The 21,919-nt window shown below is 62.5% G+C and carries 22 protein-coding genes; 9 read left to right on the plus strand and 13 right to left on the minus strand.

The window, feature by feature from the left end:
- Window positions 1-37 precede the first annotated feature (37 nt).
- From P0D70_RS16015 to P0D70_RS16025, 3 genes are all read right to left on the minus strand, one after another.
- Window positions 38-1,030 (minus strand): isoaspartyl peptidase/L-asparaginase family protein, encoded by a 993-nt coding sequence (locus P0D70_RS16015; RefSeq protein ID WP_408185231.1) that lies wholly within the window; start codon window positions 1,028-1,030, stop codon window positions 38-40.
- Window positions 1,027-2,019, minus strand: a complete 993-nt coding sequence (locus tag P0D70_RS16020; protein WP_408185232.1) for a MurR/RpiR family transcriptional regulator — start codon at window positions 2,017-2,019, stop codon at window positions 1,027-1,029. The genes P0D70_RS16015 and P0D70_RS16020 overlap by 4 nt, the downstream gene beginning before the upstream one ends.
- Window positions 2,020-2,202: 183 nt before the next feature.
- The gene (locus P0D70_RS16025) at window positions 2,203-3,456 is read right to left on the minus strand and encodes an MFS transporter (RefSeq protein ID WP_408185233.1); all 1,254 of its coding nucleotides are present in this window, start codon (window positions 3,454-3,456) and stop codon (window positions 2,203-2,205) included.
- Window positions 3,457-3,560: 104 nt separating this feature from the next.
- On the opposite strand from P0D70_RS16025, the gene P0D70_RS16030 reads away from it, so the two are divergent.
- Together P0D70_RS16030 and P0D70_RS16035 are read left to right on the plus strand one after the other, a co-directional pair.
- Window positions 3,561-4,271, plus strand: a complete 711-nt coding sequence (locus tag P0D70_RS16030; RefSeq protein WP_091801055.1) for a pseudouridine synthase — start codon at window positions 3,561-3,563, stop codon at window positions 4,269-4,271.
- A 166-nt stretch (window positions 4,272-4,437) separates the two neighbouring features.
- On the plus strand, window positions 4,438-4,626 hold the full coding sequence (locus P0D70_RS16035; protein WP_091799746.1) for a hypothetical protein: 189 nt from the start codon (window positions 4,438-4,440) through the stop codon (window positions 4,624-4,626).
- Window positions 4,627-4,752: 126 nt separating this feature from the next.
- Here P0D70_RS16035 and P0D70_RS16040 read toward each other — a convergent pair whose 3' ends face one another.
- Window positions 4,753-5,778, minus strand: a complete 1,026-nt coding sequence (locus P0D70_RS16040; RefSeq protein ID WP_408185234.1) for an NAD-dependent epimerase/dehydratase family protein — start codon at window positions 5,776-5,778, stop codon at window positions 4,753-4,755.
- Between the two features lie 95 nt (window positions 5,779-5,873).
- Between P0D70_RS16040 and P0D70_RS16045 the strand changes: the two genes are divergently transcribed.
- From P0D70_RS16045 to P0D70_RS16055, 3 genes are all read left to right on the plus strand, one after another.
- Window positions 5,874-6,905: a CDP-6-deoxy-delta-3,4-glucoseen reductase gene (locus P0D70_RS16045; RefSeq protein ID WP_091799741.1), complete on the plus strand. Its 1,032-nt coding sequence runs from the start codon at window positions 5,874-5,876 to the stop codon at window positions 6,903-6,905.
- Between the two features lie 536 nt (window positions 6,906-7,441).
- Window positions 7,442-8,626, plus strand: a complete 1,185-nt coding sequence (locus P0D70_RS16050) for an acetylornithine transaminase (RefSeq protein WP_091799738.1) — start codon at window positions 7,442-7,444, stop codon at window positions 8,624-8,626.
- An 18-nt stretch (window positions 8,627-8,644) separates the two neighbouring features.
- A complete protein-coding gene (locus P0D70_RS16055; RefSeq protein ID WP_408185235.1) occupies window positions 8,645-9,118 on the plus strand; it encodes a GNAT family acetyltransferase in 474 nt (157 codons plus the stop codon).
- A gap of 81 nt (window positions 9,119-9,199) precedes the next feature.
- Here P0D70_RS16055 and P0D70_RS16060 read toward each other — a convergent pair whose 3' ends face one another.
- From P0D70_RS16060 to P0D70_RS16090, 7 genes are all read right to left on the minus strand, one after another.
- Window positions 9,200-9,916, minus strand: coding sequence for an ABC transporter ATP-binding protein (locus tag P0D70_RS16060; protein ID WP_011489615.1), 717 nt, complete (start codon window positions 9,914-9,916; stop codon window positions 9,200-9,202).
- Window positions 9,916-10,689 carry an ABC transporter ATP-binding protein gene (locus P0D70_RS16065; protein ID WP_091799729.1) on the minus strand — a complete coding sequence of 258 codons (774 nt, stop codon included), beginning with the start codon at window positions 10,687-10,689 and terminating at the stop codon, window positions 9,916-9,918. The genes P0D70_RS16060 and P0D70_RS16065 overlap by 1 nt, the downstream gene beginning before the upstream one ends.
- Window positions 10,690-10,707: 18 nt before the next feature.
- Entirely contained in the window at window positions 10,708-11,877 is a 1,170-nt protein-coding gene (locus P0D70_RS16070) for a branched-chain amino acid ABC transporter permease (RefSeq protein WP_091799727.1), read from the minus strand.
- An 18-nt stretch (window positions 11,878-11,895) separates the two neighbouring features.
- Window positions 11,896-12,846, minus strand: coding sequence for a branched-chain amino acid ABC transporter permease (locus tag P0D70_RS16075; protein ID WP_091799725.1), 951 nt, complete (start codon window positions 12,844-12,846; stop codon window positions 11,896-11,898).
- 230 nt (window positions 12,847-13,076) lie between these two features.
- Window positions 13,077-14,276, minus strand: a complete 1,200-nt coding sequence (locus tag P0D70_RS16080; RefSeq protein WP_091799723.1) for a branched-chain amino acid ABC transporter substrate-binding protein — start codon at window positions 14,274-14,276, stop codon at window positions 13,077-13,079.
- A 541-nt stretch (window positions 14,277-14,817) separates the two neighbouring features.
- Entirely contained in the window at window positions 14,818-15,777 is a 960-nt protein-coding gene (ispH, locus tag P0D70_RS16085; protein ID WP_091799721.1) for a 4-hydroxy-3-methylbut-2-enyl diphosphate reductase, read from the minus strand.
- 2 nt (window positions 15,778-15,779) lie between these two features.
- Window positions 15,780-16,235: an FKBP-type peptidyl-prolyl cis-trans isomerase gene (locus P0D70_RS16090; RefSeq protein WP_091799719.1), complete on the minus strand. Its 456-nt coding sequence runs from the start codon at window positions 16,233-16,235 to the stop codon at window positions 15,780-15,782.
- Between the two features lie 200 nt (window positions 16,236-16,435).
- Here P0D70_RS16090 and radC point away from each other — a divergent pair, with 200 nt between their 5' ends.
- The 4 genes from radC (at window position 16,436) to nadB (ending at window position 19,735) form a co-directional block, all read left to right on the plus strand.
- Window positions 16,436-17,215: a RadC family protein gene (radC, locus tag P0D70_RS16095; RefSeq protein ID WP_408185243.1), complete on the plus strand. Its 780-nt coding sequence runs from the start codon at window positions 16,436-16,438 to the stop codon at window positions 17,213-17,215.
- Between the two features lie 240 nt (window positions 17,216-17,455).
- Window positions 17,456-17,689, plus strand: a complete 234-nt coding sequence (gene rpmB, locus P0D70_RS16100; protein ID WP_007180631.1) for a 50S ribosomal protein L28 — start codon at window positions 17,456-17,458, stop codon at window positions 17,687-17,689.
- A 10-nt stretch (window positions 17,690-17,699) separates the two neighbouring features.
- Window positions 17,700-17,867, plus strand: a complete 168-nt coding sequence (gene rpmG / locus P0D70_RS16105) for a 50S ribosomal protein L33 (RefSeq protein ID WP_007180630.1) — start codon at window positions 17,700-17,702, stop codon at window positions 17,865-17,867.
- Window positions 17,868-18,136: 269 nt separating this feature from the next.
- The gene (gene nadB, locus P0D70_RS16110) at window positions 18,137-19,735 is read left to right on the plus strand and encodes an L-aspartate oxidase (RefSeq protein ID WP_408185236.1); all 1,599 of its coding nucleotides are present in this window, start codon (window positions 18,137-18,139) and stop codon (window positions 19,733-19,735) included.
- An 88-nt stretch (window positions 19,736-19,823) separates the two neighbouring features.
- On the opposite strand, the gene nadC is transcribed toward nadB, so the two are convergent.
- Both nadC and nadA read right to left on the minus strand, forming a co-directional pair.
- Window positions 19,824-20,723: a carboxylating nicotinate-nucleotide diphosphorylase gene (gene nadC, locus P0D70_RS16115; RefSeq protein ID WP_408185237.1), complete on the minus strand. Its 900-nt coding sequence runs from the start codon at window positions 20,721-20,723 to the stop codon at window positions 19,824-19,826.
- Window positions 20,723-21,862, minus strand: coding sequence for a quinolinate synthase NadA (gene nadA / locus P0D70_RS16120; protein ID WP_091799708.1), 1,140 nt, complete (start codon window positions 21,860-21,862; stop codon window positions 20,723-20,725). The genes nadC and nadA overlap by 1 nt, the downstream gene beginning before the upstream one ends.
- Between the last annotated feature and the right edge of the window lie 57 nt (window positions 21,863-21,919).

The raw sequence follows: 21,919 nt of genomic DNA on the forward strand, positions 1-21,919 counted from the left end.
TGTCAGGCGAAGGGTCAGGCGCCAGGCGGACGCACGACTAGCGGTAAATCGCCGTCACCGGCGTTTCACCGAGCCGCGCAAAACCGCGATACATGCCTTCGGTATTGAACGGCAGCGTGACGTTGCCGCGTGCATCCACGGCGATCAGTCCGCCGCGGCCGTCGATTTTCGGCAGGCGGTTCATCACCACGTCGTCGGCCGCTTCCTGCAGCGACACATTGCGGTAGGCCATTTGCGCGGCGACGTCGTACGCCGCGACCATGCGCATGAACATTTCGCCCGAGCCGGTGGTCGAGACGGCGCAGGTCGCGTCGTCCGCATAGCAGCCCGCGCCGATCAGCGGCGTATCGCCGACCCGGCCGACCTGCTTGTTGGTCACGCCGCCCGTCGATGTCGCCGCCGCCACGTGACCGTGCTGATCGAGCGCGACCGCGCCGACGGTGCCGAACTTGCGGTTCGGATCGATCGGTTCGTGCGGTGTCGGGTCGTCGTTATTCGCCGACGGTGCGGCGGCCAGCGTCGCGCCGTCGTGATCCAGCATGGCGCGCTGCTGATCGCGCGCGAGCAGCCATTGACGATGGCGCGCTTCGGTATGGAAATACTCGGGCTCGACGAATTCGAGCCCTTGCGCGGCGGCAAATGCTTCCGCGCCTTCGCCTGTAAACAGCACATGCTCGCTGCCTTCGAGCACGCGCCGCGCCGCCAGAATCGGATTGCGCACGCGCTTCACGCAGCAGATCGCGCCGGCGTCGAGGGTGCGGCCGTCCATGATCGCGGCGTCGAGTTCGTGCGTGCCCGCCGCCGTATAAACGGCGCCGCGGCCCGCGTTGAAGAGCGGACAGTCTTCGAGCAGGCGCACGGCTTCGCTGACGGCGTCGAGCGCGCTGCCGCCGTCAGCGAGCACGCGCTGGCCGGCGCTCAGCACGGCATGCAAGGCGGCGTGGTATTCGGCTTCGGCGTTAGCCGACATCGACGCGCGCAGGATCGTCCCTGCCCCGCCATGAATGGCAATGACTGCGTTGGAGTTCATCGTTTGGTTTTGCTTGTGCGAGTAGTACGGGCGGTTCGAGTGGTTCGAGTGGTCCGCGTCGCGTTGCGCGCGGGCCGTGCGTTCGTGCCGGCGGATTCGGCTTGCGGGTCGACGAGCCACGGCAGCAGGAATTCGCTGACCTCGGCGGCCGCTTTCACCGAGCGTTTGGCCCGATACGCCACCGCGTCGCACAGCGCTTCGATGACGGCGAGCACGGCCGAATCGGCATTCGCCGCCAGCCGCCGATCCGCGCGGATGTAGAGCGAAAGGTCGGCGAATTGTGCGAGCGGCGAGCGCGGACTGTCGGTCAGCGCGAGCACACGAGCGCCACGGCCTGCCGCTCGGTGCGCGAGCTCGATCGTGTCTTCGACGTAGCGCGGAAACGCGATGCCGATCACCAGATCACCCTCGTTGCAGGCAAACAGACGCCGCGCGGCATGCGAAGGTCCGCCCATCAGCGCGAGCGACTGCACGTTGTCGTGATACGGCATCAACCCATGTTCCATCAGGCCCGCGAGGAACGCACTCGCGCCGTAGCCGAGCACGAATACGCGGCGCGCGGCGATGATCGCTTCGACGGCGGCTTCGGCCGCGACGCTGTCGATTGCCGTGCGGGTGGCGTGCAGGTTATTGGCGGCCTGTTCGAGCGACGCGTCGACCACGTCGTCACCGGCTGCGAGCGACTCCTGCGCACTGCGCAAACGCTCGACCGGCGCGAGCGTTGCCTCGAAGCCGCGAACCAGCGCCTCGCGAAACTGCGGATAGCCGTCGAAACCGAGCGCGCGGGCGAAGCGATTCGCCGTCGCCACCGACGCGCCGACCACGCTGGCCAGTTCGTCGATCCGCATGGTCGCCGCGCGAAACAGATTGGCCAGCACGTATTCGCCCATGCGCCGATGAATCGGCGTCAAGGTCGGCATGGCGGCGGCGATACGCGCGGCGATGGCCTGCTCGGCGGGATTGGTGGCCACGGACGGTTGATGAATCATGCGAGCGGTGCGGTGTCGCCGGCAGGACTTCCCGCCGGGCGTAATGAAAATGAATGAAAGTATATTTACATAGAAATCCCATCAGAAAAAATTCATTTTCATTTTTGAGGGTTTTCACGGATGAACCGCGTCCGAAAGACGCATCCCATCCACGCAGGCGCGCGGCCGCCTGAAAATCGGTTTTCAGCAAACCGCGGCGCTTTGCTCTGGAATGCGCGCGAGCCGCGCCGCCGGCGACATGAAGATGATCAATGCCTGCGCGAGGAAGGCTGCCGCCGCCGCGACCAGACACGCGTCCATGCCCCAGCGCGAACTGATCGCCGCGCCGAGCAATGCGCCGAGCGGCCGCGCGCCGTACGTCGCGGTACTGTTGAGCGCGGACACGCGGCCCATCATCCGTTCAGGCGTGATCGCCTGGCGCAGGGTGGTCGAGCCGACCACCCACAGAATCGGTCCCGCGCCGAGCAGAAAAAAGCTCGACATGGCCAGCCAGAACGACGGCGCAACGAGCGTCGCCACCATCACGAGCGAGGCGAGCAATCCGCACGACGGCCCGATGATCAGCACACGGCCGAACGCAAGGCGTCGCGCAATGGCGGGTGCGGCCAGCGCGCCGCACACCATGCCGACACCGTAGGCGCCGAGCGTCACGCCAACCGCGGAAGCGGTCAGACCCAGCCGATGCACCGCGTAGGGCACGTACACCGCTTGCAGTACGAAGAAGCCGAGGTTGAAGAACACCGCCGTCGCGAGCATGGGACGCAGCAGCGCATCGCGCAGCACGAAACGCGTACCGTCGCGCAGTTCCAGCATGAAATGTCGCTGCGGCGCCGCCACGCGCGGCGGTTCACGCAAGCCCGCCAGCAACGCGACGGCCAGTGCGGACAGCGCGGCCGCGCAGCCATACGCCCAACCCGCGCCGATCCAGCCGACCAGCAGGCCGCCGAGCGCCGGGCCGGCCGAATACGCCACGCTGCGCGCGAGTTCGAGCCGGCCGTTCGCGCCGGCGTACGCTTCGCGCGGCACGAGCGCGGGCACCAGTGAAGGCGCGGCGACGTTGTAGGCCACCGTGCCGGTCGCGGCGATGAAACCGAGCGCGGCGAGAAGCGGCAGGCTCAGCGCGTGAGTCATGACGAGCAGCAGCACGCACAGCATGGCGAACACGCGCACGCTTTCGGCGAGCGTCATCAGCGTGCGGCGCGAGCGGCGGTCGGCCCAGACGCCGAGCGGTATCGACAGCAACAGGAACGGCAACGTCTGCGCGGTTTGCAACAGGCCCGTGTCGCGCGCGTCGGCGCCGAGTGCGAAGACCGCCACGAGTGGCGCGGCGGCGAGGCTGATCTGCTCGGCGGATTGCGCGACGAGGTTCGACCACGCGAGCCGCCTGAATGCGGCCGGCAAACGCTGCGCGGATGAGGTGGAAGAGGTAGCGAGCATCGATGAACTCCGGCGACGTGAGTGAAGTGAAGCAAAGGCGTTCATCGTGGTCCGACTCGCGCAGCGGGGCGCTCCGCTTCTTGCGGTGTTATTCTTCGCTCGCCATGAATCTCGAAAGCATTCTCTTCACTCAAGGGTTCGGCTCGCGCCGTCAATGCCGCGCGCTGATCGCCGACGCGCGCGTGAGCATCGGCGGCGCAGTCTGCACCGATGCCGACGCCGATTTCCCGATCGGCGACAGCACGTTCTCCTTCAGCGTGGACGGTGTGGTTTGGCCGTATCGCGAGCACGCCTATCTGCTTCTGAACAAGCCGGCGGGATACGAATGTTCGCGCGATCCGCAGCATCATCTGAGCGTGTTCAGCCTGCTGCCGCCGCAGTTCGCCGAGCGCGGCGTGCAATGCGTGGGACGGCTGGATCAGGACACGACCGGCCTGCTGCTGCTCTCCGACGACGGCAAGTTCGTGCACCTGTTCACCTCGCCCAAACGCAAGGTGCCCAAGGTGTATGTCGCGACCACGCGCCATCCAGTCGACGACGCGCAATTGAGCGCGCTGCGCGACGGCGTGCTGCTGCACGGCGAGGCCAAACCGATTGCCGCTGTGGACGCCCAGGCGCGCGGCGCTCACACGCTCGCGCTCACCGTGATGGAAGGCAAGTATCACCAGGTCAAGCGGATGATCGCGGCAGCGGGCAACCGGTGCGAGGCGCTGCATCGCGAGCGGATCGGCGGACTCGCGTTGCCCGAAGCGCTTGCTCCAGGCGCATGGCAATGGCTCGACGAAACCGACCTCGGATCTTTACGGAGCGGGTAAACCGGTAGTGGCCCTTTAAGGCCTTGATGCAACAGGAAAACGCATGCGCGTCTGTGCACTCAGCGTGCATGCCGCGGACCCAGGCGCTGCGCCGCAGCATGATCTTGCTTACATGTCGCCCTATACTCGTTTAAACAAAGACTACAAAGAGTTCAGGGAGGGCGCCATGGTTATCCACGACAGCTTTCAGATTTCGTCCGTGATGGTTGCTTTTCTGTGCTTCGGGCTGGTCCTGATCGGCGGATTGCTGGTCATGATGCGGCTGCGGCACAACTATCAGCCGAACCTGATCGGCGCACTGATCGGCGCGATGCTCTGTTTCGTGCTGCTGGAAGCATTGCCTGCGCTGACGTAGGCATCGCGAAGCCGCGCGGCGCCGAGGCAGCGGGCACGGCGCGGGCGGAATTGTCCGGGCGATGCCTGGGAGGATGGCTTTTTGCCGTGCTTTTCTTCCTTCTCTTGCGTGCAGGCTGTCACGCCTTCACGCCTTCACGCCTTCACGCAAAAAATCTTCGACGCTCGGATAGCGTAAGCGCACCCTCAATTCCTGTTTGAGACGCCGGTTCAGGAGCCGCCTCGACTCACGCATGAAAGACAGCAAGGTCGGCTCGATCTGCCGCTCCGCTTCGGCCCGCGTAATGCGCGGCGCACGCGGCAGTCCGAACGCATCGGCCACTTCGTCGAAGTACTCGCCCATTTTTAGCGATGAGTCGTCGGACGCGTGGACCACCCGCCCCGGCCGTCCGTGCGTGGCGAGTCGCACGAGGATCGCGGCCAGATCGTCGGCGTGAATGTGATTGGTGTAGACGTCGTCGGCATCGATCAGGGCGGGCGTGCCTCTTTCGAGCCGCGCGAGCGGCAGACGATTGCCCGCATAAATACCCGGAATTCGCGCGATGCTCGCCGCAACAGCGCCGCGCGCCGTCGCGCGCCGCAATTGCCGCTCGGCCGAGACACGGCGCTTGGCGCGCGCGTTGGCCGGCTGCGTCACACGCGTCTCGTCGATCCACGCGCCGCCGCAGTCGCCATAGACGCCCGTCGTGCTCGCGTACACCAGGCGCACGGGTGCGTGCGAACCGGCGGTCCGGCGCACCCCGTCGGGTACAATATCGGCTGTTTCAGATCCCGCCCACGAGGCACGAACGCGGCGCAACCGTCCAACTGGCGCCACCATGCCACGCGCGGCCCGTAGCGCTGAAGCGCGGCGCGCGCCTAGCGTAGCGAGCAAGGCGCGGGTACGGCGGTCGTCGTCGCCGGATTTCTGCGGCGGCGCGAGATGCAGCACCGTCGGCGCGAGGCCCGCGAGCCGTTTCAGGCTGCGGCGCACATCGAGATCGCCGACCAGCGGCGTGACGCCCGCCGCGCGAAGTTCGGCGCTGCGCCCGGCATGACTGGTCAGTGCAAAGACGTGCGCGCGCGGTTGTAGCAAGGGCACGCAGCGCATGCCCACATCGCCGCAACCTACGATCAACACACGTGGCCGGCGGAAGTTTCGTGTCGCTTTCATGGTGGACGCATTGTAGCCGTCAAGCGCGACAGGTATCGCGCGGTGGATACGGCGAGTCCGATAACGATTACCGACTTTTCGATTTCGAACACTCTATGGCATTTAACGTCACGCTCCGGCAAACCGGCCGGCAGTTTCAGGTGGAACAGGACGAACCGGTGCTGAGCGCCGCCTTGCGCCAGGGCATCGGCCTGCCCTACGGTTGCAAGAACGGCGCCTGCGGCTCATGCAAGGGCACTGTGGTCAGCGGCGAAATCGAGCAGCGCGCGCATTCGTCGTCGGCTTTGTCGAACGACGAAAAGACGCGCGGCATGGCGCTTTTCTGCTGCGCGACCGCCTGCACCGATCTCGAAGTGGACATTCGCGAAGTGGCCGGCGTCGGCGACGTGCAGGTCAAGAAGCTGCCGTGCCGCGTGAACGCAATCGAGCGCAAGGCCGACGACGTCATCGTGCTGAAGCTGCAATTGCCCGCCAATGAGCGTCTGCAATATCTCGCCGGTCAATACCTGGAATTCATTCTGAAAGACGGCAAGCGTCGCAGCTATTCCATGGCGAATGCACCGCACGCGGAAGGCCCGATCGAATTGCACATCCGTCACATGCCCGGCGGCGCTTTCACCGATCACGTATTCAACACCATGAAAGAGCGCGACATTCTGCGCTTCGAAGCGCCGCTCGGCACGTTCTTCCTGCGCGAAGATTCGGACAAGCCGATCGTGCTGCTCGCGTCGGGTACGGGCTTCGCGCCGCTGAAGGCGATCATCGAGCACGCGGTGTTCAAGAACCTGAACCGGCCGATGACGCTTTACTGGGGCGCACGCCGCAAGAAAGATCTGTATCTGCTCGAACTCGCCGAACAATGGGCGCGCGAGATTCCGAACTTCAAGTTCGTGCCGGTGCTGTCGGAGCCGGACGCGAGCGACGCATGGACGGGCCGCGTCGGCTTCGTGCATCGCGCGGTGATCGAAGACTTGCCGGACCTGTCGGCGTATCAGGTGTATGCGTGCGGCGCGCCGGTGATGGTCGAGTCGGCGCAGCGCGATTTCACGCAGCATCATGGACTGCCGGAAGACGAGTTCTACGCGGATTCGTTCACGAGCGCAGCGGATCTGGCCAATCCGGTTTGATGGGAGGGGCATTGGCGCGTGAGCGTCGATGCTCGCCGTGTGCGTTTCGGGAAGCGCGGCTATGCAAACAGCCGCGCTTCGCGCATTGATGTTTCGCGGCGACGCATGTCTCGATTCCGAGCTAAACCATGCCCGCCTGACAAGCAGATCAACCCGCCGCCGTCACATCCGCCGTCACATCCGCCGTCACATCCGCCGTCACATCTTAGTCAGCCGCACATCCTATAATCGGCAAGCAACATCGCTTCTTTCGGCGGAAGAAATATCCGCCCGACGCAAATTCATGGTTTACACCAGCGCTTTCCTTGTCGTATTCTTTCGCGCATGAACCGCATCCAGTCCGAACTTCGACGTCGCCGCTCGCCGCTTCCCTAGGGACGCCGCTGGCTTCGTCACGGATTCGCGCCACACAAAGGCGCAAGCTGTTCGAATCATGAAAGCCACGGCATGCCGTGGCTTTTCTGTTTTTCCGGCTCTTATTTTGTAGTTGGCCAACTTCATCCACCCTTCACCCCCGCTGTCTGGAGCCTGCCGTCATGAATTTCAATGAGTATCCGATCGAGTCGCTGATGTACATCACGAACCGGCCCGAAATCGTTTTCACGCACGGCAAAGGCTCGTGGCTCTACGACAACAACGGCAAGCGATATCTGGACTTCATCCAGGGCTGGGCGGTGAACAGTCTCGGTCACTGCAACGACGGCATGATCGAAGCGCTGAACAAACAGGCGCAATTGCTCATCAACCCGTCTCCGGCCTTCTACAACGAGCCGATGGCAAAACTTGCCGGCCTGCTCACCCAGCACAGCTGCTTCGACAAGGTGTTCTTCGCGAACAGCGGCGCCGAAGCCAACGAAGGCGCAATCAAGCTCGCGCGCAAGTGGGGCAAGAAGTTCAAGGACGGCGCGTTCGAGATCATCACGTTCGACCACAGCTTCCACGGCCGCACGCTCGCCACCATGTCGGCCAGCGGCAAGCCGGGCTGGGACACGATCTACGCACCGCAAGTGCCGGGCTTTCCGAAGGCGGACCTGAACGACATCGCGTCGGTCGAGAAGCTCATCAACGCGAAAACCGTTGCCGTCATGCTCGAACCGATCCAGGGCGAAGGCGGCGTGATTCCCGCGACGCGCGAGTTCATGCAGCAACTGCGCGAGCTGACGAAAAAGCACAACCTGCTGCTGATCGTCGACGAAGTGCAAAGCGGCTGCGGCCGCGCGGGCACGCTGTTCGCGTACGAGTTGTCGGGCATCGAGCCGGACATCATGACGCTCGGCAAGGGCATCGGCGGCGGCGTGCCGCTCGCGGCGCTGCTCTCGAAGGCGGAGGTCGCCATTTTCGAAGCGGGCGACCAGGGCGGCACCTACAACGGCAATCCGTTGATGACGGCAGTCGGCTACTCGGTGATCTCGCAGCTCACCGCGCCGGGCTTCCTCGAAGGCGTGCGGGCGCGCGGCGAGTATCTGCGTTCGAAACTGCTGGAGTTGTCGGAAGAACGCGGCTTCAAGGGCGAACGTGGTGAAGGCCTGCTGCGCGCGCTGCTGCTCGGCAAGGATATCGGCAACCAGATCGTCGAAAAGGCGCGCGACATGCAGCCTGACGGCCTGCTGCTGAACGCGGCGCGTCCGAACCTGCTGCGCTTCATGCCGGCGCTGAATGTGACCACCGAAGAAATCGACCAGATGATGGCGATGCTGCGTTCGATTCTCGACACGCTGTAATCGACCAGGACAGCGTATATGACGTCGAGCGCAACATTATCGATCCGGTGCTTCGACGCGAGCGACACTGATGCCGTGGTCACGCTGTGGCAACAAGCCTTCCCTGAGTATCGGGACGCCACGAAGCCGCAGCGCAATCCGCATCTGTCGATCGCCAACAAGCTGGCGACGCAGCCGGAGCTGTTCTTTGTCGCGGCGCTCGGCGAACGCATCGTCGGCACGGTGATGGGCGGCTACGACGGCCATCGCGGCTGGCTGTATTCGCTCGCGGTGGATGAGTCGCTGCGCCGTCATGGAATCGGCACGCGCCTCGTCGCGCATGTCGAAAACGCGCTGACGCAGCGTGGCTGTCCGAAGCTGAATCTGCAGGTTCTATCCGCGAAGGCCGACGTGCGCGCGTTTTACGAGGCGCTCGGTTATCGCGCCGACGCGGTGATCAGTCTCGGCAAACGCCTGGGTGAACTGGCGGATCCTGCGGCCGCCAGCGCCTAGATTAGCGTTGCGCCCAATGAAAAAGGTCGCATGCGAAAACGCATGCGACCTTTTTTCATATGCACGGCAAACTAACCAGGCTTATTCACCCAGATAAGCCGCCCGCACCTTCGGATCATCGAGCATCTGCTTCGCGTCACCCGACATCGTGACCAGACCCGAGTCCATCACGTAGCCGCGATTCGCCGCCTGCAACGCCAGACGCGCGTTCTGCTCGACCAGCAGCACGGTCATGCCTTCAGCCGAAATCGCCCGCACCACTTCGAAGATCTTCTCGACCATGATCGGCGACAGACCCATCGACGGTTCGTCCAGCAGCAACAGCTTGGGACGCGAGATGATCGCGCGCGCCATGGCCAGCATCTGCTGTTCGCCGCCCGAGAGCGTGCCCGCGTATTGCGTCGCGCGTTCTTTCAGACGCGGGAAGAAGCCGAACATGCGATCCACGTCTGCCTTGATGCCGTCCGTGTCGGTACGCAGATAAGCGCCCATCTGCATGTTCTCGACGATCGACATGCGCGCGAAGATGCCGCGCCCTTCCGGCACCATCGCGAGACCGCGCTTGAGCAACAGATGCGGCGGAATGCCCTTGATCGACTCGCCCATGTACTCGATGTCGCCGATCGTGTACGGCTTCAGACCCGTGATCGCCTTCATCGTCGTGGTCTTGCCCGCGCCGTTCGCACCGATCAGCGTGACCAGTTCGCCCTGCGCGACTTCGAGATCGATACCCTTGACTGCCTGAATGCCGCCGTAATTGACCTGCAGGCCCTTGATTTTCAACATTGCCGTTGCCATTAGTGGACCCCCGCACCCAGATAAGCTTCGATCACCTTCGGATCCTTCTGCACGTCCTGCGGCAGACCTTGGGCAATCACCTTGCCGTAGTCGAGCACCGTCATCTGGTTGCACAGACCCATCACGAGTTTCACGTCGTGTTCGATCAGCAGGATCGTCTTGCCGTCGGCGCGGATCTTGTCGAGCAGCTTGGTCAGCTCGACCTTTTCCGTCGCGTTCATGCCGGCAGCCGGTTCGTCCAGCGCGAGCAGCTTCGGATCCGTTGCCAATGCGCGGGCGATTTCCAGACGGCGCTGGTGACCGTACGACAGATTGCGCGACGTGTAGTCCGCGTACTGCGCAATGCCGACGTACTCCAGCAGTTCGATCGCGCGTTCCTTGATTTCACGCTCTTCCTTGCGCTCCGCGGGCGTCTGGAACACCGCGCCCAGCAGACCGTGCTTCGTGCGCACGTGGCGCCCGACCATCACGTTTTCCAGCGCGGTCATGCCGCCAAAGAGACGGATGTTCTGGAACGTACGCGCAATGCCCGCCTTCGCCACCTGATACACAGCGGTCGGCGTGTACGGCGTGCCGTCGAGCTTGAACTCGCCCGAATCCGGCGTGTACAGGCCCGTGATCACGTTGAAGAAGGTGGTCTTGCCGGCGCCGTTCGGGCCGATCAGACCGTAAATCTGGCCCGACTTGATCTCGAGACCAACATCGGACAGCGCCTGCAAACCGCCGAAGCGTTTGTTCACGCCTTTGACGGACAGTCGAATGTTATCGCTCATATTTATTCTCCCAGTCCGTTAGGCCCGCACCGGCTTCTTGCCGTTACGCTTCGACAGTTTCGCGATCTTGTCTTCATGCTTGGGCGACGGCCACAAGCCTTCGGAGCGGTACAGCATGATCAGCACCATGGCGAGTGCGTAGACCAGCTGACGGATCACTTCCGTATCGACGATTTCGTGGCCGAAGATCATGTTCTGCAGCGGACCCATCGTCGAGCGCAGGAATTCCGGCAGCACCGCGAGCAGCACCGCGCCGAGAATCACGCCCGGGATGTGGCCCATACCGCCCAGCACCACGCACGCCAGCACCACGATCGATTCCGGCAGCGTGAACGATTCCGGCGACACGAAGCCCTGGAACGAACCGAACATCGCGCCCGACAGGCCGCCGAACGACGCGCCCATCGCGAAAGCCAGCAGCTTCACGTTACGGGTGTTGATGCCCATTGCCTTGGCGGCGATTTCGTCTTCGCGGATCGCGGCCCATGCACGGCCGATACGCGAGTGCTGCAAACGCGTACACACCCAGATCACCAGCAGCGCGGCGAGCACGAACAGGTAGTAGTACGAGTAGACCGACGGGAACTGGAAGCCGAACAGCGAGTGCGTCTGCGCGAGGCTGAAGTCGCCCACGTGCACCGGGTCGATCGCCGTGATCCCCTTCGGGCCGTTGGTGATGTTCACCGGACGGTCGAGGTTGTTCAGGAAGATCCGCACGATTTCCCCGAAGCCCAACGTCACAATGGCGAGGTAGTCGCCCCGCAGACGCAGCGTCGGTGCGCCGAGAATCACGCCGAAGAACGCGGCAACCGCCATCGCACAAGGCACGATGATGAGGAACGGCACATGCAGGCCATTCGGCGCGAGATGCGCGATCCACTCGAACTGCGACGCCAGGTGCGGTGAGCTCAGCAACGCGGACGTATAGGCGCCGACCGCGTAGAACGCGATGTAGCCCAGGTCGAGCAGGCCGGCGAAGCCGACCACCACATTGAGGCCGAGCGCGAGCATCACGTACAGCATCGCGAAGTCGAGCACGCGGACCCAGTAGTTGCCGCCTGCCGTGCCGATGATCATCGGCGCCGCGATCACGAAGATCGCGGTGATGATGCCCACCGTCAGCGTCTTGGTGAGGTTCTTCTCAGGGATGAGCGTCGTGGACGGCTCGATCGGTTGAATTGAGGTCATGTTTGCTTTCTCCCAGGATCAGGCGCGATCCGCAACGCGTTCGCCGAGCAGGCCCGACGGACGGAACACCAGCACGATGATCAGCACGATAAAGGCGAACACGTCCTGATAGTTACTACCGAACACACCGCCGGTGAGGTTGCCGATATAGCCGGCGCCAAGCTGTTCGATCAGGCCTAGAATCACGCCGCCGACCATCGCGCCGCCGAGATTGCCGATACCGCCGAGCACCGCCGCGGTAAAGGCCTTCAGGCCGGGGATGAAGCCCATATAGAAGTGTGCGTTGCCGTATTCCGACGCGATCATCACGCCGGCCAGAGCGGCAAGCGCCGAGCCGATCATGAAGGTGGCCGAGATCACGAAGTTCGGGTTCACGCCCATCAGCGACGCGTTACCCGGGTTCTCGGCGATCGCCCGCATCGCACGGCCGAGCTTGGTCTTGTGAACCAGCAGCAGCAGGCCGCCCATCACGAGGAACGCCACCACGATGATCACGATTTCGGTCATCGAGATCACGGCGCCAGGCGTCGTGTCCGTGGCCTTGATCACGTTCAGCGGGTCGGTGGGCAACAGCTGCGGGAACGGCAGCGGATTGCGCGACCAGATCATCATGGCCAGCGTCTGCAGCAGGATCGACACGCCGATCGCCGTGATCAGCGGGGCGAGACGCGGTGCTTTACGCAACGGCCGGTAGGCCACGCGCTCGATCGTGTAACCGACCGCCGCGCACACAATGGCCGCGATGATCAGTGCGATGACGAGCGTCGGCACATTGCCGAGGCCGGGGAAGTGGTTCTGCAGCACGCCTATGGCTGAGAGCGCAACCATCGCGCCCACCATCAACACATCGCCGTGAGCGAAGTTGATGATGCCCAGAATGCCGTAAACCATCGTATAGCCCAGTGCGATGATGGCGTAAACGCTGCCAAGCACCAGCCCGTTGAGAACCTGCTGGATGAAGATATCCATTTAATGCTCCTTAGCCCGTGCGACTGGATTCGCGTTCTTCATCAGCCGGTGGGCGGTGATGCGGTACGCCAATCTCAACGGCACTGCGGGTACTGATGTAAAAGACCGGTAAGGGTTATCCGCTGCCGGTTCGCCTTGGCGACTGGATGACAGTCGCGGGCTCGCCTTGGGCGGATGCAAAAACGGCACCGTTGGGTGGTTTCGGTGCCGTCAGGCTGAACGTCCCGTCATCACATCTTCACGACGTCGAGGACCGTTTTTTTACCGTCCTTGAAGTCGTAAAGCGTAATGGCGCCCTCTTTCAAATCACCCTTGTCGTCGAACGCGATGTGACCGATTAACCCGTTGTAATCAGTCGACGGCATCGCAGCCAGCACCTTGGGCGCCTCGATCGAATTAGCGCGCTTCATTGCATCGACAATCACGTACACAGCGTCATACGTGAACGGTGCGTAAATCTGCACCGGTGTGTGGAAGCGGTCCTCGTACTTCTTTTCGAAGTCCGCTCCCTTGTCCATCTTCGAAAGCGCGAGGCCCGCTTCCGAACAGACCAGGTTTTGCACAGCGGTTCCCGCCAGCTCACCCACCTTGTCGGTACACACACCGTCGCCGCCAAGGATTTTTGCCCTGATACCGAGCGCTGCCGCCTGCTTCGTGAACGGCCCGCCCGTCGCGTCCATGCCGCCGAACATGATCACGTCCGGCTGAACACTCTTGATCTTTGTGAGGATGGCCCGGAAATCCGTGGCCCGGTCGTTCGTCGCTTCCCGCGCGACGATCTTCGCTCCGCTCGCCTGTACGGTCTTCGCGAATTCGTCCGCGAGCCCCTTACCGTAGGCGGTTGCATCGTCCACTACCGCGATGCGTTTGGCGCCCAACGCCTTCGTGGCGTAATCGGCGAGCGCCGGACCTTGCTGCGCGTCGGTGGCGACGACCCGGTAGGTCGTCTTGAAACCCTGCTGCGTGTACGCCGGATTCGTCGACGACGGCGAGATCTGCACGATGCTGGCATCGCTATAGATCTTCGAAGCCGGAATCGACACGCCCGAATTCAGGTGACCGACCACCGCCACCACATGATCGTCGACCAGCTTTTGCGCGACCGCCGTGCCCGTTTTAGGGTCCGCGGCGTCGTCTTGCGCATCCAGCACCAACTGGATCTTGTGGCCGTCAATGGTCAAACCCTGAGTATTGATTTCCTCGACCGCCAGACGCGCGCCGTTTTCGTTGTCCTTACCGAGATGCGCAATCCCGCCCGTCAAAGGGGCCGCATGACCGATCTTCACGATAGTCGCTTCAATAGCGGGTGCCGATACCGCCTTCGCCGCCGATGCACCCGCTCCCGCCTCGCCATCCTGTTTCTTGCCGCACGCAGTCAACAACACGACCGCGGCCGCGATGGACACGGCGTAAGCAAACTTGACTCGCATTAAGTAGGTCTCCTGCGCCTTGCAAAATCTATTGTTCGGGGACCCTAAGGCCTTGAGAACGCGCGCATTGTAACTCCAATTTTGCGACGGGCAATATTGTTGAACCGGTGGGGTTTTCCTGCATTGCAACCTTATTTTGAGAACGAAACCCACTAAAAGGCGCAACCCGGTTGCGACTGTTTTTCGTGCATCAGTTGCACCATCGTCGCACCCAATGGCATCAAGTGTTGCGGCGAATTTCCTGCACGCCCGATTTCACCGAGCCTCGCGTTAGGTATTACGTTTCTACCGATATCGAGATACACGCACTATCTTAGTGCGTCAAAAAAACACGTAGTCCGTTTGCCCCCTATAAAACGGGGCCGCATCACAGTTAAAGGTATAAAAATTCGGATCACATTTCAAAGAAATTTGTGTGAGAGGACACCAAAACAGGCTGAAACCGATGATCTGACACCTTTATTCTTGCCTGCTGTCTGAGGTTCGGACATAAAAAAAGCGCGCCCTTGGGCGCGCTTTTCTTTCAGCAGTCAGCGGATTGTCAGGCTGGCAGACCCAAACCACGCGGCAGCGGAAATGCGATGTTCTCCTCGATGCCTTCCAGCGCGCGCACGTTGCGCACGCCGAGCTCACGCAGACGGGCGATCACCGCCTGCGCCAGCACCTCCGGCGCCGAGGCGCCAGCCGTGACACCAATGCGGCGTTTGCCTTCGACCCACACCGGATCGATCTGATCGGGCGAGTCCACCATATAAGCAGGCACACCGAGCTTTTCGGCCAACTCGCGCAGCCGGTTGGAATTCGAGCTATTCGGGCTGCCCACCACGATCACGACGTCGCACTGCGGCGCCATGAACTTCACCGCATCCTGGCGGTTTTGCGTGGCGTAGCAGATATCCTGCTTTTTCGGTTCGCGGATGGACGGGTATTTGGCCTTCAAGGCGTTGATGATCTGCGCGGCGTCGTCAACCGACAGGGTGGTTTGCGTAACGAAGGCGATCCGCTCGGGATCGGCCAACTGCAACGCCTGCACGTCTTCGATGTCTTCCACCAGATGCATGCCCTCGCCCGCCTGGCCCATCGTGCCTTCCACTTCAGGATGACCCTTGTGGCCGATCATGACGATGTCGAAACCGTCCTGGCGCATCTTCGCGACTTCGATATGCACCTTGGTAACGAGCGGACACGTAGCGTCGTACACACGCAGCCCGCGAGTCTCGGCCTCGGAACGCACAGCCTTCGACACGCCATGCGCGCTGAAAATGACCGTATTGCCGGCCGGCACTTCTTCCAGCCGCTCAATGAAGATCGCACCCTTCTTGCGCAGATCCTCGACTACATAGGCGTTATGGACGATTTCATGACGCACGTAGATCGGCGAGCCATGCAGCTTGATAGCCCGCTCGACGATCTCGATCGCCCGGTCGACGCCGGCGCAGAACCCGCGCGGCTGCGCCAGCAGGATCTCGGTTTCAGCAAGAGTCGTGTCCGTGATGCTCATGTTTACAGAATCCCGATGATTTTCACTTCGAACGCCAGCGTCTGGCCGGCAAGCGGGTGGTTGAAATCGAACAGGGCCGACGTTTCGCCGACTTCTTTCAGGACGCCCGCGTAACGACCGCCACCCGGCGCGTTGAATTCGACCAGATCACCCGGCGAAAAATCCTCGCCGATCATGCTGTTTTCTCGCAGCGTGGCGAGCGAAACGCGCTGGATCAATTCCGGATTGCGGGGACCGAACGCCTGGTCCGGCGCTAGCTGAAAGGTCGAATGGTGGCCCACCTTCAAACCCAGCAGAATGTCTTCCAGCGGCGGCGCCAGCTGGCCGGCGCCGAGCAGCAGCGTGGCCGGCTTGTCGCTGAAGGTACTGATGACTTCGGCGCCATCGGCAAGGGAAAGCCGGTAGTGAAGCGTCACATGTGAACCGGGTTTCACTTCGGAAATGTCGATGATGCTCATGCAATGCTCGCTCAGTCGAAGCGCGCTGCACGCGTGCGCCGCTGGCGCAGTCGACGCGTGTGGCAAACCGTCGGGGTGCCTTGCGCAAAGCGCCTATTGTAAGCCACATAGCGGGCGGCGGCTTGCGCGCGTCGCGCGCATTGCCGCGCGGCCGCAGCGCAGGGCCATGCCCCAAACCCCAAGCGGAGGACACTATATATATGGCAGATCACGCCACCCTGATTGACGATGCACCCGTTGTCACGACCGCACACAACCCCGAACTGCCCGCCCCGGAGGCTTGCGGCGCGCCTGCGGCGAGGCCGCTAGTGCGAGGTAAATGGCTTAAAAACGACATGCCGCGCGAGCGGCTGATCGAACAGGGGCCCGGCGTGCTGTCGGATACCGAAATGATCGTGCTGATACTGGGCTCGGGACTGCCGGGCCACGACGTTTTCAATGTCGCGCGTGCGTTGCTGGACCGCTTCGGCTCGCTGCGCGCGATGCTCGATGCGACCTACACGGACTTCGACGGCCTGCGCGGCATTGGCCCGGCGAAAAAAGCACAGCTGCTCGCCATCATGGAAATGGCGCGACGCTCGCTAGTCGGTAAAATGCGCACGCGCTCGCTGATGAATTCGCCCGAAGCCGTGGAAAGCTACCTGCGCCTGCTGATCGGTGGCCGTGCGCAGGAGGTTTTCGTGTCGCTTTTTCTCGACGCCCGGCATCGGCTGATTCGCTGCGAAGAAAGCGCCCAGGGCACGCTCACGCGCATGGCGGTGTATCCGCGAGAAATCGTGAGGCGCGCACTGTGCCTGAATGCGGCCAGCCTGATCGTCGCGCATAATCACCCCTCGGGCGCCGTCCAGCCAAGCGCAAGCGACTGCCGGTTGACGCACACACTGCGCGACGCCCTCACGCTGATCGATGTGCAACTGGTCGATCATCTGGTGATCGGCGCCGACAGTGTCTACTCCTTCGCCCGTGCTGGCTGGCCGTGACACGGCGCGAACCGGGTCGCGCAGAGGTCGCGCCATATGCGGCATCGCAAATAAGGTTTGATTTTGCGGCTTTTTTTCTGCTAGAATTCCGGTTTGCCTATTTCCAACCCCCTGTTCCGAAGCCACCAAGGCGTTCCGGAAAGGAAACGTGTCTAAAGTTGTATCAACAACTCGGCGCGGCTCTTTTCGGGAAACTTTCACGGCGTTCGAACTCAGAATTAGCGTATTAGGAGTGCTCTCATGGCACGCGTATGCCAAGTAACTGGGAAAGCGCCGATGAGCGGCAACAACGTTTCCCACGCGAACAACAAAACCAAGCGCCGGTTCCTGCCGAACCTGCAAAACCGCCGTATTTGGGTGGAAAGCGAAAACCGTTGGGTGCGTCTGCGCGTTTCGAACGCCGGCCTGCGCCTGATCGACAAGAACGGTATCGACGCTGTGCTCGCAGATCTGCGCGCACGCGGTGAAGCCTAAGGAGTAAATCATGGCGAAAGGCGCACGCGACAAGATCAAGTTGGAATCGACCGCAGGCACGGGTCACTTCTACACGACGACGAAGAACAAACGCAACATGCCGGAAAAGATGCTGATCAAGAAGTTTGATCCGGTCGTCCGTAAGCACGTTGAGTACAAGGAAACCAAGATCAAGTAAGTCTTGGCTCCTGCCTGACGAAGGCAAAAGACATGCAGAAAAGCCTCGCACTCGTGCGAGGCTTTTTTGTTTTTGGCTGCCGTCTTTGTTCTGGTCTTTGCGTTGCCGCATCTCCATTTGCGTCGCCGTCTCTCCATATTCTCCCACGCGAACAGTCTTATGCCGTTCGGCCAGCTTTCCCTCGTCCGTCGCGGCGCGTATCCTTTCTCGTTTTAGCGGCGAGCGAATCGCACGCCGTCAACGCAAAACGAAAGACGGAGATGTAGGCAATGGAATTCGATGTGGCGATTGTCGGTAGCGGTCTGGCTGGGTTGAGCGTGGCGCTCAATCTTGCGCAGAACCGGCGCGTTGCAGTGGTCGCCAAGCGATCGATGACCGAAGGCGCGAGCGACTGGGCGCAGGGCGGCATCGCGGCGGTTCTGGACTCGGCGGACAGCATTGAGAATCACGTCAGCGATACGCTGATCGCCGGTGGCGGCCTGTGCGACGAGGCGGCAACGCGCTTTATCGTCGAACATGGGCGTGCCGCGATCGAATGGCTAATCGCGCAAGGCGTACCGTTCACCAAAGACGACGCCGCCGAGCTCGGTTTCCACCTCACGCGCGAAGGCGGCCATAGCCATCGCCGGATCATTCATGCAGCAGACGCCACGGGCCATGCGGTAGTGGCCACGCTCAGCGAGCGGGTGCGCCGTCATCCGAACATCACGCTGCTCGAAGATCACTACGCAATCGACCTCATCACGTCCGACCGCCTCGGTTTGCCAGGACGGCGCTGTCACGGCCTTTACGCGCTCGATCTGCAAAGCGGCCGCACCGTCACGATCGAGGCGCCGCATACCGTGCTCGCCACTGGCGGCGCCGGCAAGGTGTATCTCTACACCACGAATCCCGACACCGCAACCGGCGACGGCATTGCGATGGCGTGGCGGGCCGGTTGCCGCGTGTCGAATATGGAGTTCATCCAGTTCCATCCGACCTGCCTGTTTCATCCATATGCGAAGTCGTTTCTGATTTCGGAAGCAGTACGCGGCGAAGGCGGCATTCTCAAACTGCCGGACGGCACGCGCTTCATGCCGAACCACGACGAACGCGCCGAACTCGCGCCGCGCGATATCGTCGCGCGGGCGATCGACTTCGAAATCAAGAAGCGTGGCATTGATTGCGTGTATCTGGACATCAGCCATCAACCGCCGGAATTCCTGCGTGAACACTTCCCGACAATTCTGGCGCGCTGCCTGGAATTCGGCATCGACATCACCAAGGAAGCGATTCCGGTCGTGCCGGCCGCGCACTACACGTGCGGCGGCGTCGTAACCGATCTGGCAGGACGCACTGACCTGGCCGGGCTCTACGCGGTCGGCGAAACGTCGTGCACGGGCCTGCATGGCGCGAACCGGCTTGCCAGTAATTCGCTGCTGGAGTGCCTCGTGATCGGACGCTCCGCAGCACAGGCTATCGAAGAAGAAGGTTTTAGCGCCGCCGTCCATGCGCCGCTGCCGGATTGGGACGAGAGCCGCGTGTCCGATCCCGACGAAGAAGTCGTGGTCGCGCACAACTGGGACGAACTGCGCCGGCTGATGTGGAATTACGTCGGCATCGTACGGACCGACAAGCGCCTCGCACGAGCCAAGCACCGGCTCGCCCTGCTGCGTGACGAGATCCACGAGTATTACGCGAACTTCAAGGTGAGCCGCGACCTGCTCGAATTGCGCAATCTGGTCGATGTAGCGTCGCTGATCGTCGAGGGCGCGCGTTCGCGGCGTGAGAGCCGCGGCTTGCACTTCAGCCGTGACTGGCCGGCGACATTGCCCAAGGCGCTGCCGACGGTGCTCTCGCCGGAGCATGTCCGCAACCGCAACGTGTGACTGGGGTGAGCTGAAACGAAAAGGCCATCGCCGGGGTGATGCGGCGATGGCCTTTTTGCGATTCTCTACAACCGGCTGCGTTCGAACGTCAGACGATCCGCATCGAGTAATCCGTTGCGCGCACGTCTTTGGTCAGCGCGCCGATCGACACACGATCAACACCGGTTTCCGCAATCGTGCGCACCGTATCGAAGTTCACACCGCCCGACACCTCCAGCACCGCTCGCCCTGCCGTAATGCGCACTGCTTCGCGCATCGCATCGAACGAAAAATTGTCCAGCAGAATGGATTGCGCGAGATGCGACAGCGCAATTTCCAGTTGCGCGAGCGTCTCGACTTCGATCTGGATCGACACGCCGGCATTCAGAGCCAGCGCCGCGTCCATGGCCGCGCCCACGCCGCCAGCCGCGGCAATGTGGTTTTCCTTGATGAGAATGCCGTCGTACAGCGCGAGACGTTGATTCGCCCCGCCGCCCACGCGAACCGCGTATTTCTGCGCGAGCCGCAAGCCCGGCAACGTCTTGCGCGTATCGAGTACGCGCGTTCGCGTGTGAGCGATGGCGTCGACATAACGGCGTGTCGCGCTTGCCACGCCCGAGAGCAATTGCAGAAAGTTCAGCGCGTTGCGTTCCGCCGTCAACAACGCGCGCACGGGTCCGCGCATTTCACAGACCGTTGTATCGGCCTTCATGGCGTCGCCTTCACGATAGCGCCACTGGACTTCGATACGCGGATCGACCTGGCGCATCACCGCGTTGAACCACGGCACGCCGCATAGCACCGCATCCTCACGCACGATGATGCGCGCGTCGCGCACTTCTTCCGCGGGAACGAGCCGGCCCGTCTGGTCGCCCGCGCCGACGTCTTCGGCCAGTGCATCGGCGACGTTGCGCGCCAATGCGGCCTCGAATGCCGCACCGTACTGCGCCTGAATTTCAGCGAACAGCGGCGACACCGCGTCGACTTGATTGCGCTCAACCGCCCCCATTACGCTGCTCCCACATTCGAATACAGTTGGGTGTCGCGTGCAAGATCGCCGCTCGCCTGCACGCGCTTCTTGTGACGCGCCGCGAAGTCCAGCATCCGGTCGATCGGCAAACGCGCCCGCTCGCCGATCGCACGATCGACGAAAATCTCGTTGTGCCCGCGCTCGAGCACATCGGCCAGATTGGCGAGACCATTCATCGCCATCCACGGGCAGTGCGCGCAACTCTTGCAGGTCGCGCTATTGCCGGCGGTCGGCGCGGCAATCAAGGTCTTGCCGGGCGCGGCGAGCTGCATTTTGTGCAGGATGCCGAGATCGGTCGCTACGATGAAATGCGTCGCGTCGAGTTTCTGCGCGGCGTCGATCAACTGCGTGGTCGAGCCGACCACATCCGCCTGCGCAACGACGTTGGCTGGCGACTCCGGGTGGACCAACACTTTCGCGCCCGGATATTCGGCGCGCAGCAAATCGAGTTCGATGCCCTTGAATTCGTCGTGCACCAGACACGAACCTTGCCATAGCAGCATGTCCGCGCCAGTCTTGTTCTGGATATAACTGCCGAGGTGGCGGTCTGGCGCCCAGATGATCTTTTCGCCGCGCGCGTGCAGATCGGCAACGATCTCCAGCCCGATCGACGACGTCACCATCCAGTCAGCGCGCGCCTTCACGGCAGCGCTCGTGTTCGCATAGACGACCACGGTGCGATCCGGGTGCGCGTCGCAAAAAGCCGAGAATTCATCGACCGGACAGCCCAGATCGAGCGAGCAGGTCGCATCCAGGTCCGGCATCAGAATGCGCTTATCCGGACTCAGAATTTTCGCCGTCTCGCCCATGAATCGCACACCCGCGACGACGAGCGTTTGCGCCTCATGATCACGCCCGAAGCGCGCCATCTCCAGCGAGTCGGCCACGCAGCCGCCGGTCTCGTCGGCAAGCTCCTGTAATTCCGCGTCGACATAATAGTGCGCGACAAGCACCGCTTTCTCGCGCTCGAGCAATGCGCGGATGCGTGCCTTCAGCGCCACCTTCTGTTCCGCCGACGGCATGTCGGGCACCTTCGCCCACGCCTGCCCGATTCCGCAGGTTGTGCCCTGCGCCTGCGGCCGGTCGTATTCGACGGTCCTGATCGCCTGCTGATCCATGATCTCCTCTGCCTTCGCTCTGCCGCCGCGGACTATCAATCGCGTGTCGTTGCAGTT

The organism is Paraburkholderia sp. RL17-381-BIF-C (assembly GCF_046026435.1).
Classification (GTDB): domain Bacteria; phylum Pseudomonadota; class Gammaproteobacteria; order Burkholderiales; family Burkholderiaceae; genus Paraburkholderia.

Excerpts from the sequence above, each read along its gene's own strand:
- P0D70_RS16015 (WP_408185231.1), bottom strand. The coding sequence starts at position 1,030 with ATGAACTCCAACGCAGTCATTGCCATTCATGGCGGGGCAGGGACGATC.
- P0D70_RS16020 (WP_408185232.1), bottom strand. The coding sequence starts at position 2,019 with ATGATTCATCAACCGTCCGTGGCCACCAATCCCGCCGAGCAGGCCATC.
- P0D70_RS16025 (WP_408185233.1), bottom strand. The coding sequence starts at position 3,456 with ATGCTCGCTACCTCTTCCACCTCATCCGCGCAGCGTTTGCCGGCCGCA.
- P0D70_RS16030 (WP_091801055.1), top strand. The coding sequence starts at position 3,561 with ATGAATCTCGAAAGCATTCTCTTCACTCAAGGGTTCGGCTCGCGCCGT.
- P0D70_RS16035 (WP_091799746.1), top strand. The coding sequence starts at position 4,438 with ATGGTTATCCACGACAGCTTTCAGATTTCGTCCGTGATGGTTGCTTTT.
- P0D70_RS16040 (WP_408185234.1), bottom strand. The coding sequence starts at position 5,778 with ATGAAAGCGACACGAAACTTCCGCCGGCCACGTGTGTTGATCGTAGGT.
- P0D70_RS16045 (WP_091799741.1), top strand. The coding sequence starts at position 5,874 with ATGGCATTTAACGTCACGCTCCGGCAAACCGGCCGGCAGTTTCAGGTG.
- P0D70_RS16050 (WP_091799738.1), top strand. The coding sequence starts at position 7,442 with ATGAATTTCAATGAGTATCCGATCGAGTCGCTGATGTACATCACGAAC.
- P0D70_RS16055 (WP_408185235.1), top strand. The coding sequence starts at position 8,645 with ATGACGTCGAGCGCAACATTATCGATCCGGTGCTTCGACGCGAGCGAC.
- P0D70_RS16060 (WP_011489615.1), bottom strand. The coding sequence starts at position 9,916 with ATGGCAACGGCAATGTTGAAAATCAAGGGCCTGCAGGTCAATTACGGC.
- P0D70_RS16065 (WP_091799729.1), bottom strand. The coding sequence starts at position 10,689 with ATGAGCGATAACATTCGACTGTCCGTCAAAGGCGTGAACAAACGCTTC.
- P0D70_RS16070 (WP_091799727.1), bottom strand. The coding sequence starts at position 11,877 with ATGACCTCAATTCAACCGATCGAGCCGTCCACGACGCTCATCCCTGAG.
- P0D70_RS16075 (WP_091799725.1), bottom strand. The coding sequence starts at position 12,846 with ATGGATATCTTCATCCAGCAGGTTCTCAACGGGCTGGTGCTTGGCAGC.
- P0D70_RS16080 (WP_091799723.1), bottom strand. The coding sequence starts at position 14,276 with ATGCGAGTCAAGTTTGCTTACGCCGTGTCCATCGCGGCCGCGGTCGTG.
- ispH (WP_091799721.1), bottom strand. The coding sequence starts at position 15,777 with ATGAGCATCACGGACACGACTCTTGCTGAAACCGAGATCCTGCTGGCG.
- P0D70_RS16090 (WP_091799719.1), bottom strand. The coding sequence starts at position 16,235 with ATGAGCATCATCGACATTTCCGAAGTGAAACCCGGTTCACATGTGACG.
- radC (WP_408185243.1), top strand. The coding sequence starts at position 16,436 with ATGGCAGATCACGCCACCCTGATTGACGATGCACCCGTTGTCACGACC.
- rpmB (WP_007180631.1), top strand. The coding sequence starts at position 17,456 with ATGGCACGCGTATGCCAAGTAACTGGGAAAGCGCCGATGAGCGGCAAC.
- rpmG (WP_007180630.1), top strand. The coding sequence starts at position 17,700 with ATGGCGAAAGGCGCACGCGACAAGATCAAGTTGGAATCGACCGCAGGC.
- nadB (WP_408185236.1), top strand. The coding sequence starts at position 18,137 with ATGGAATTCGATGTGGCGATTGTCGGTAGCGGTCTGGCTGGGTTGAGC.
- nadC (WP_408185237.1), bottom strand. The coding sequence starts at position 20,723 with ATGGGGGCGGTTGAGCGCAATCAAGTCGACGCGGTGTCGCCGCTGTTC.
- nadA (WP_091799708.1), bottom strand. The coding sequence starts at position 21,862 with ATGGATCAGCAGGCGATCAGGACCGTCGAATACGACCGGCCGCAGGCG.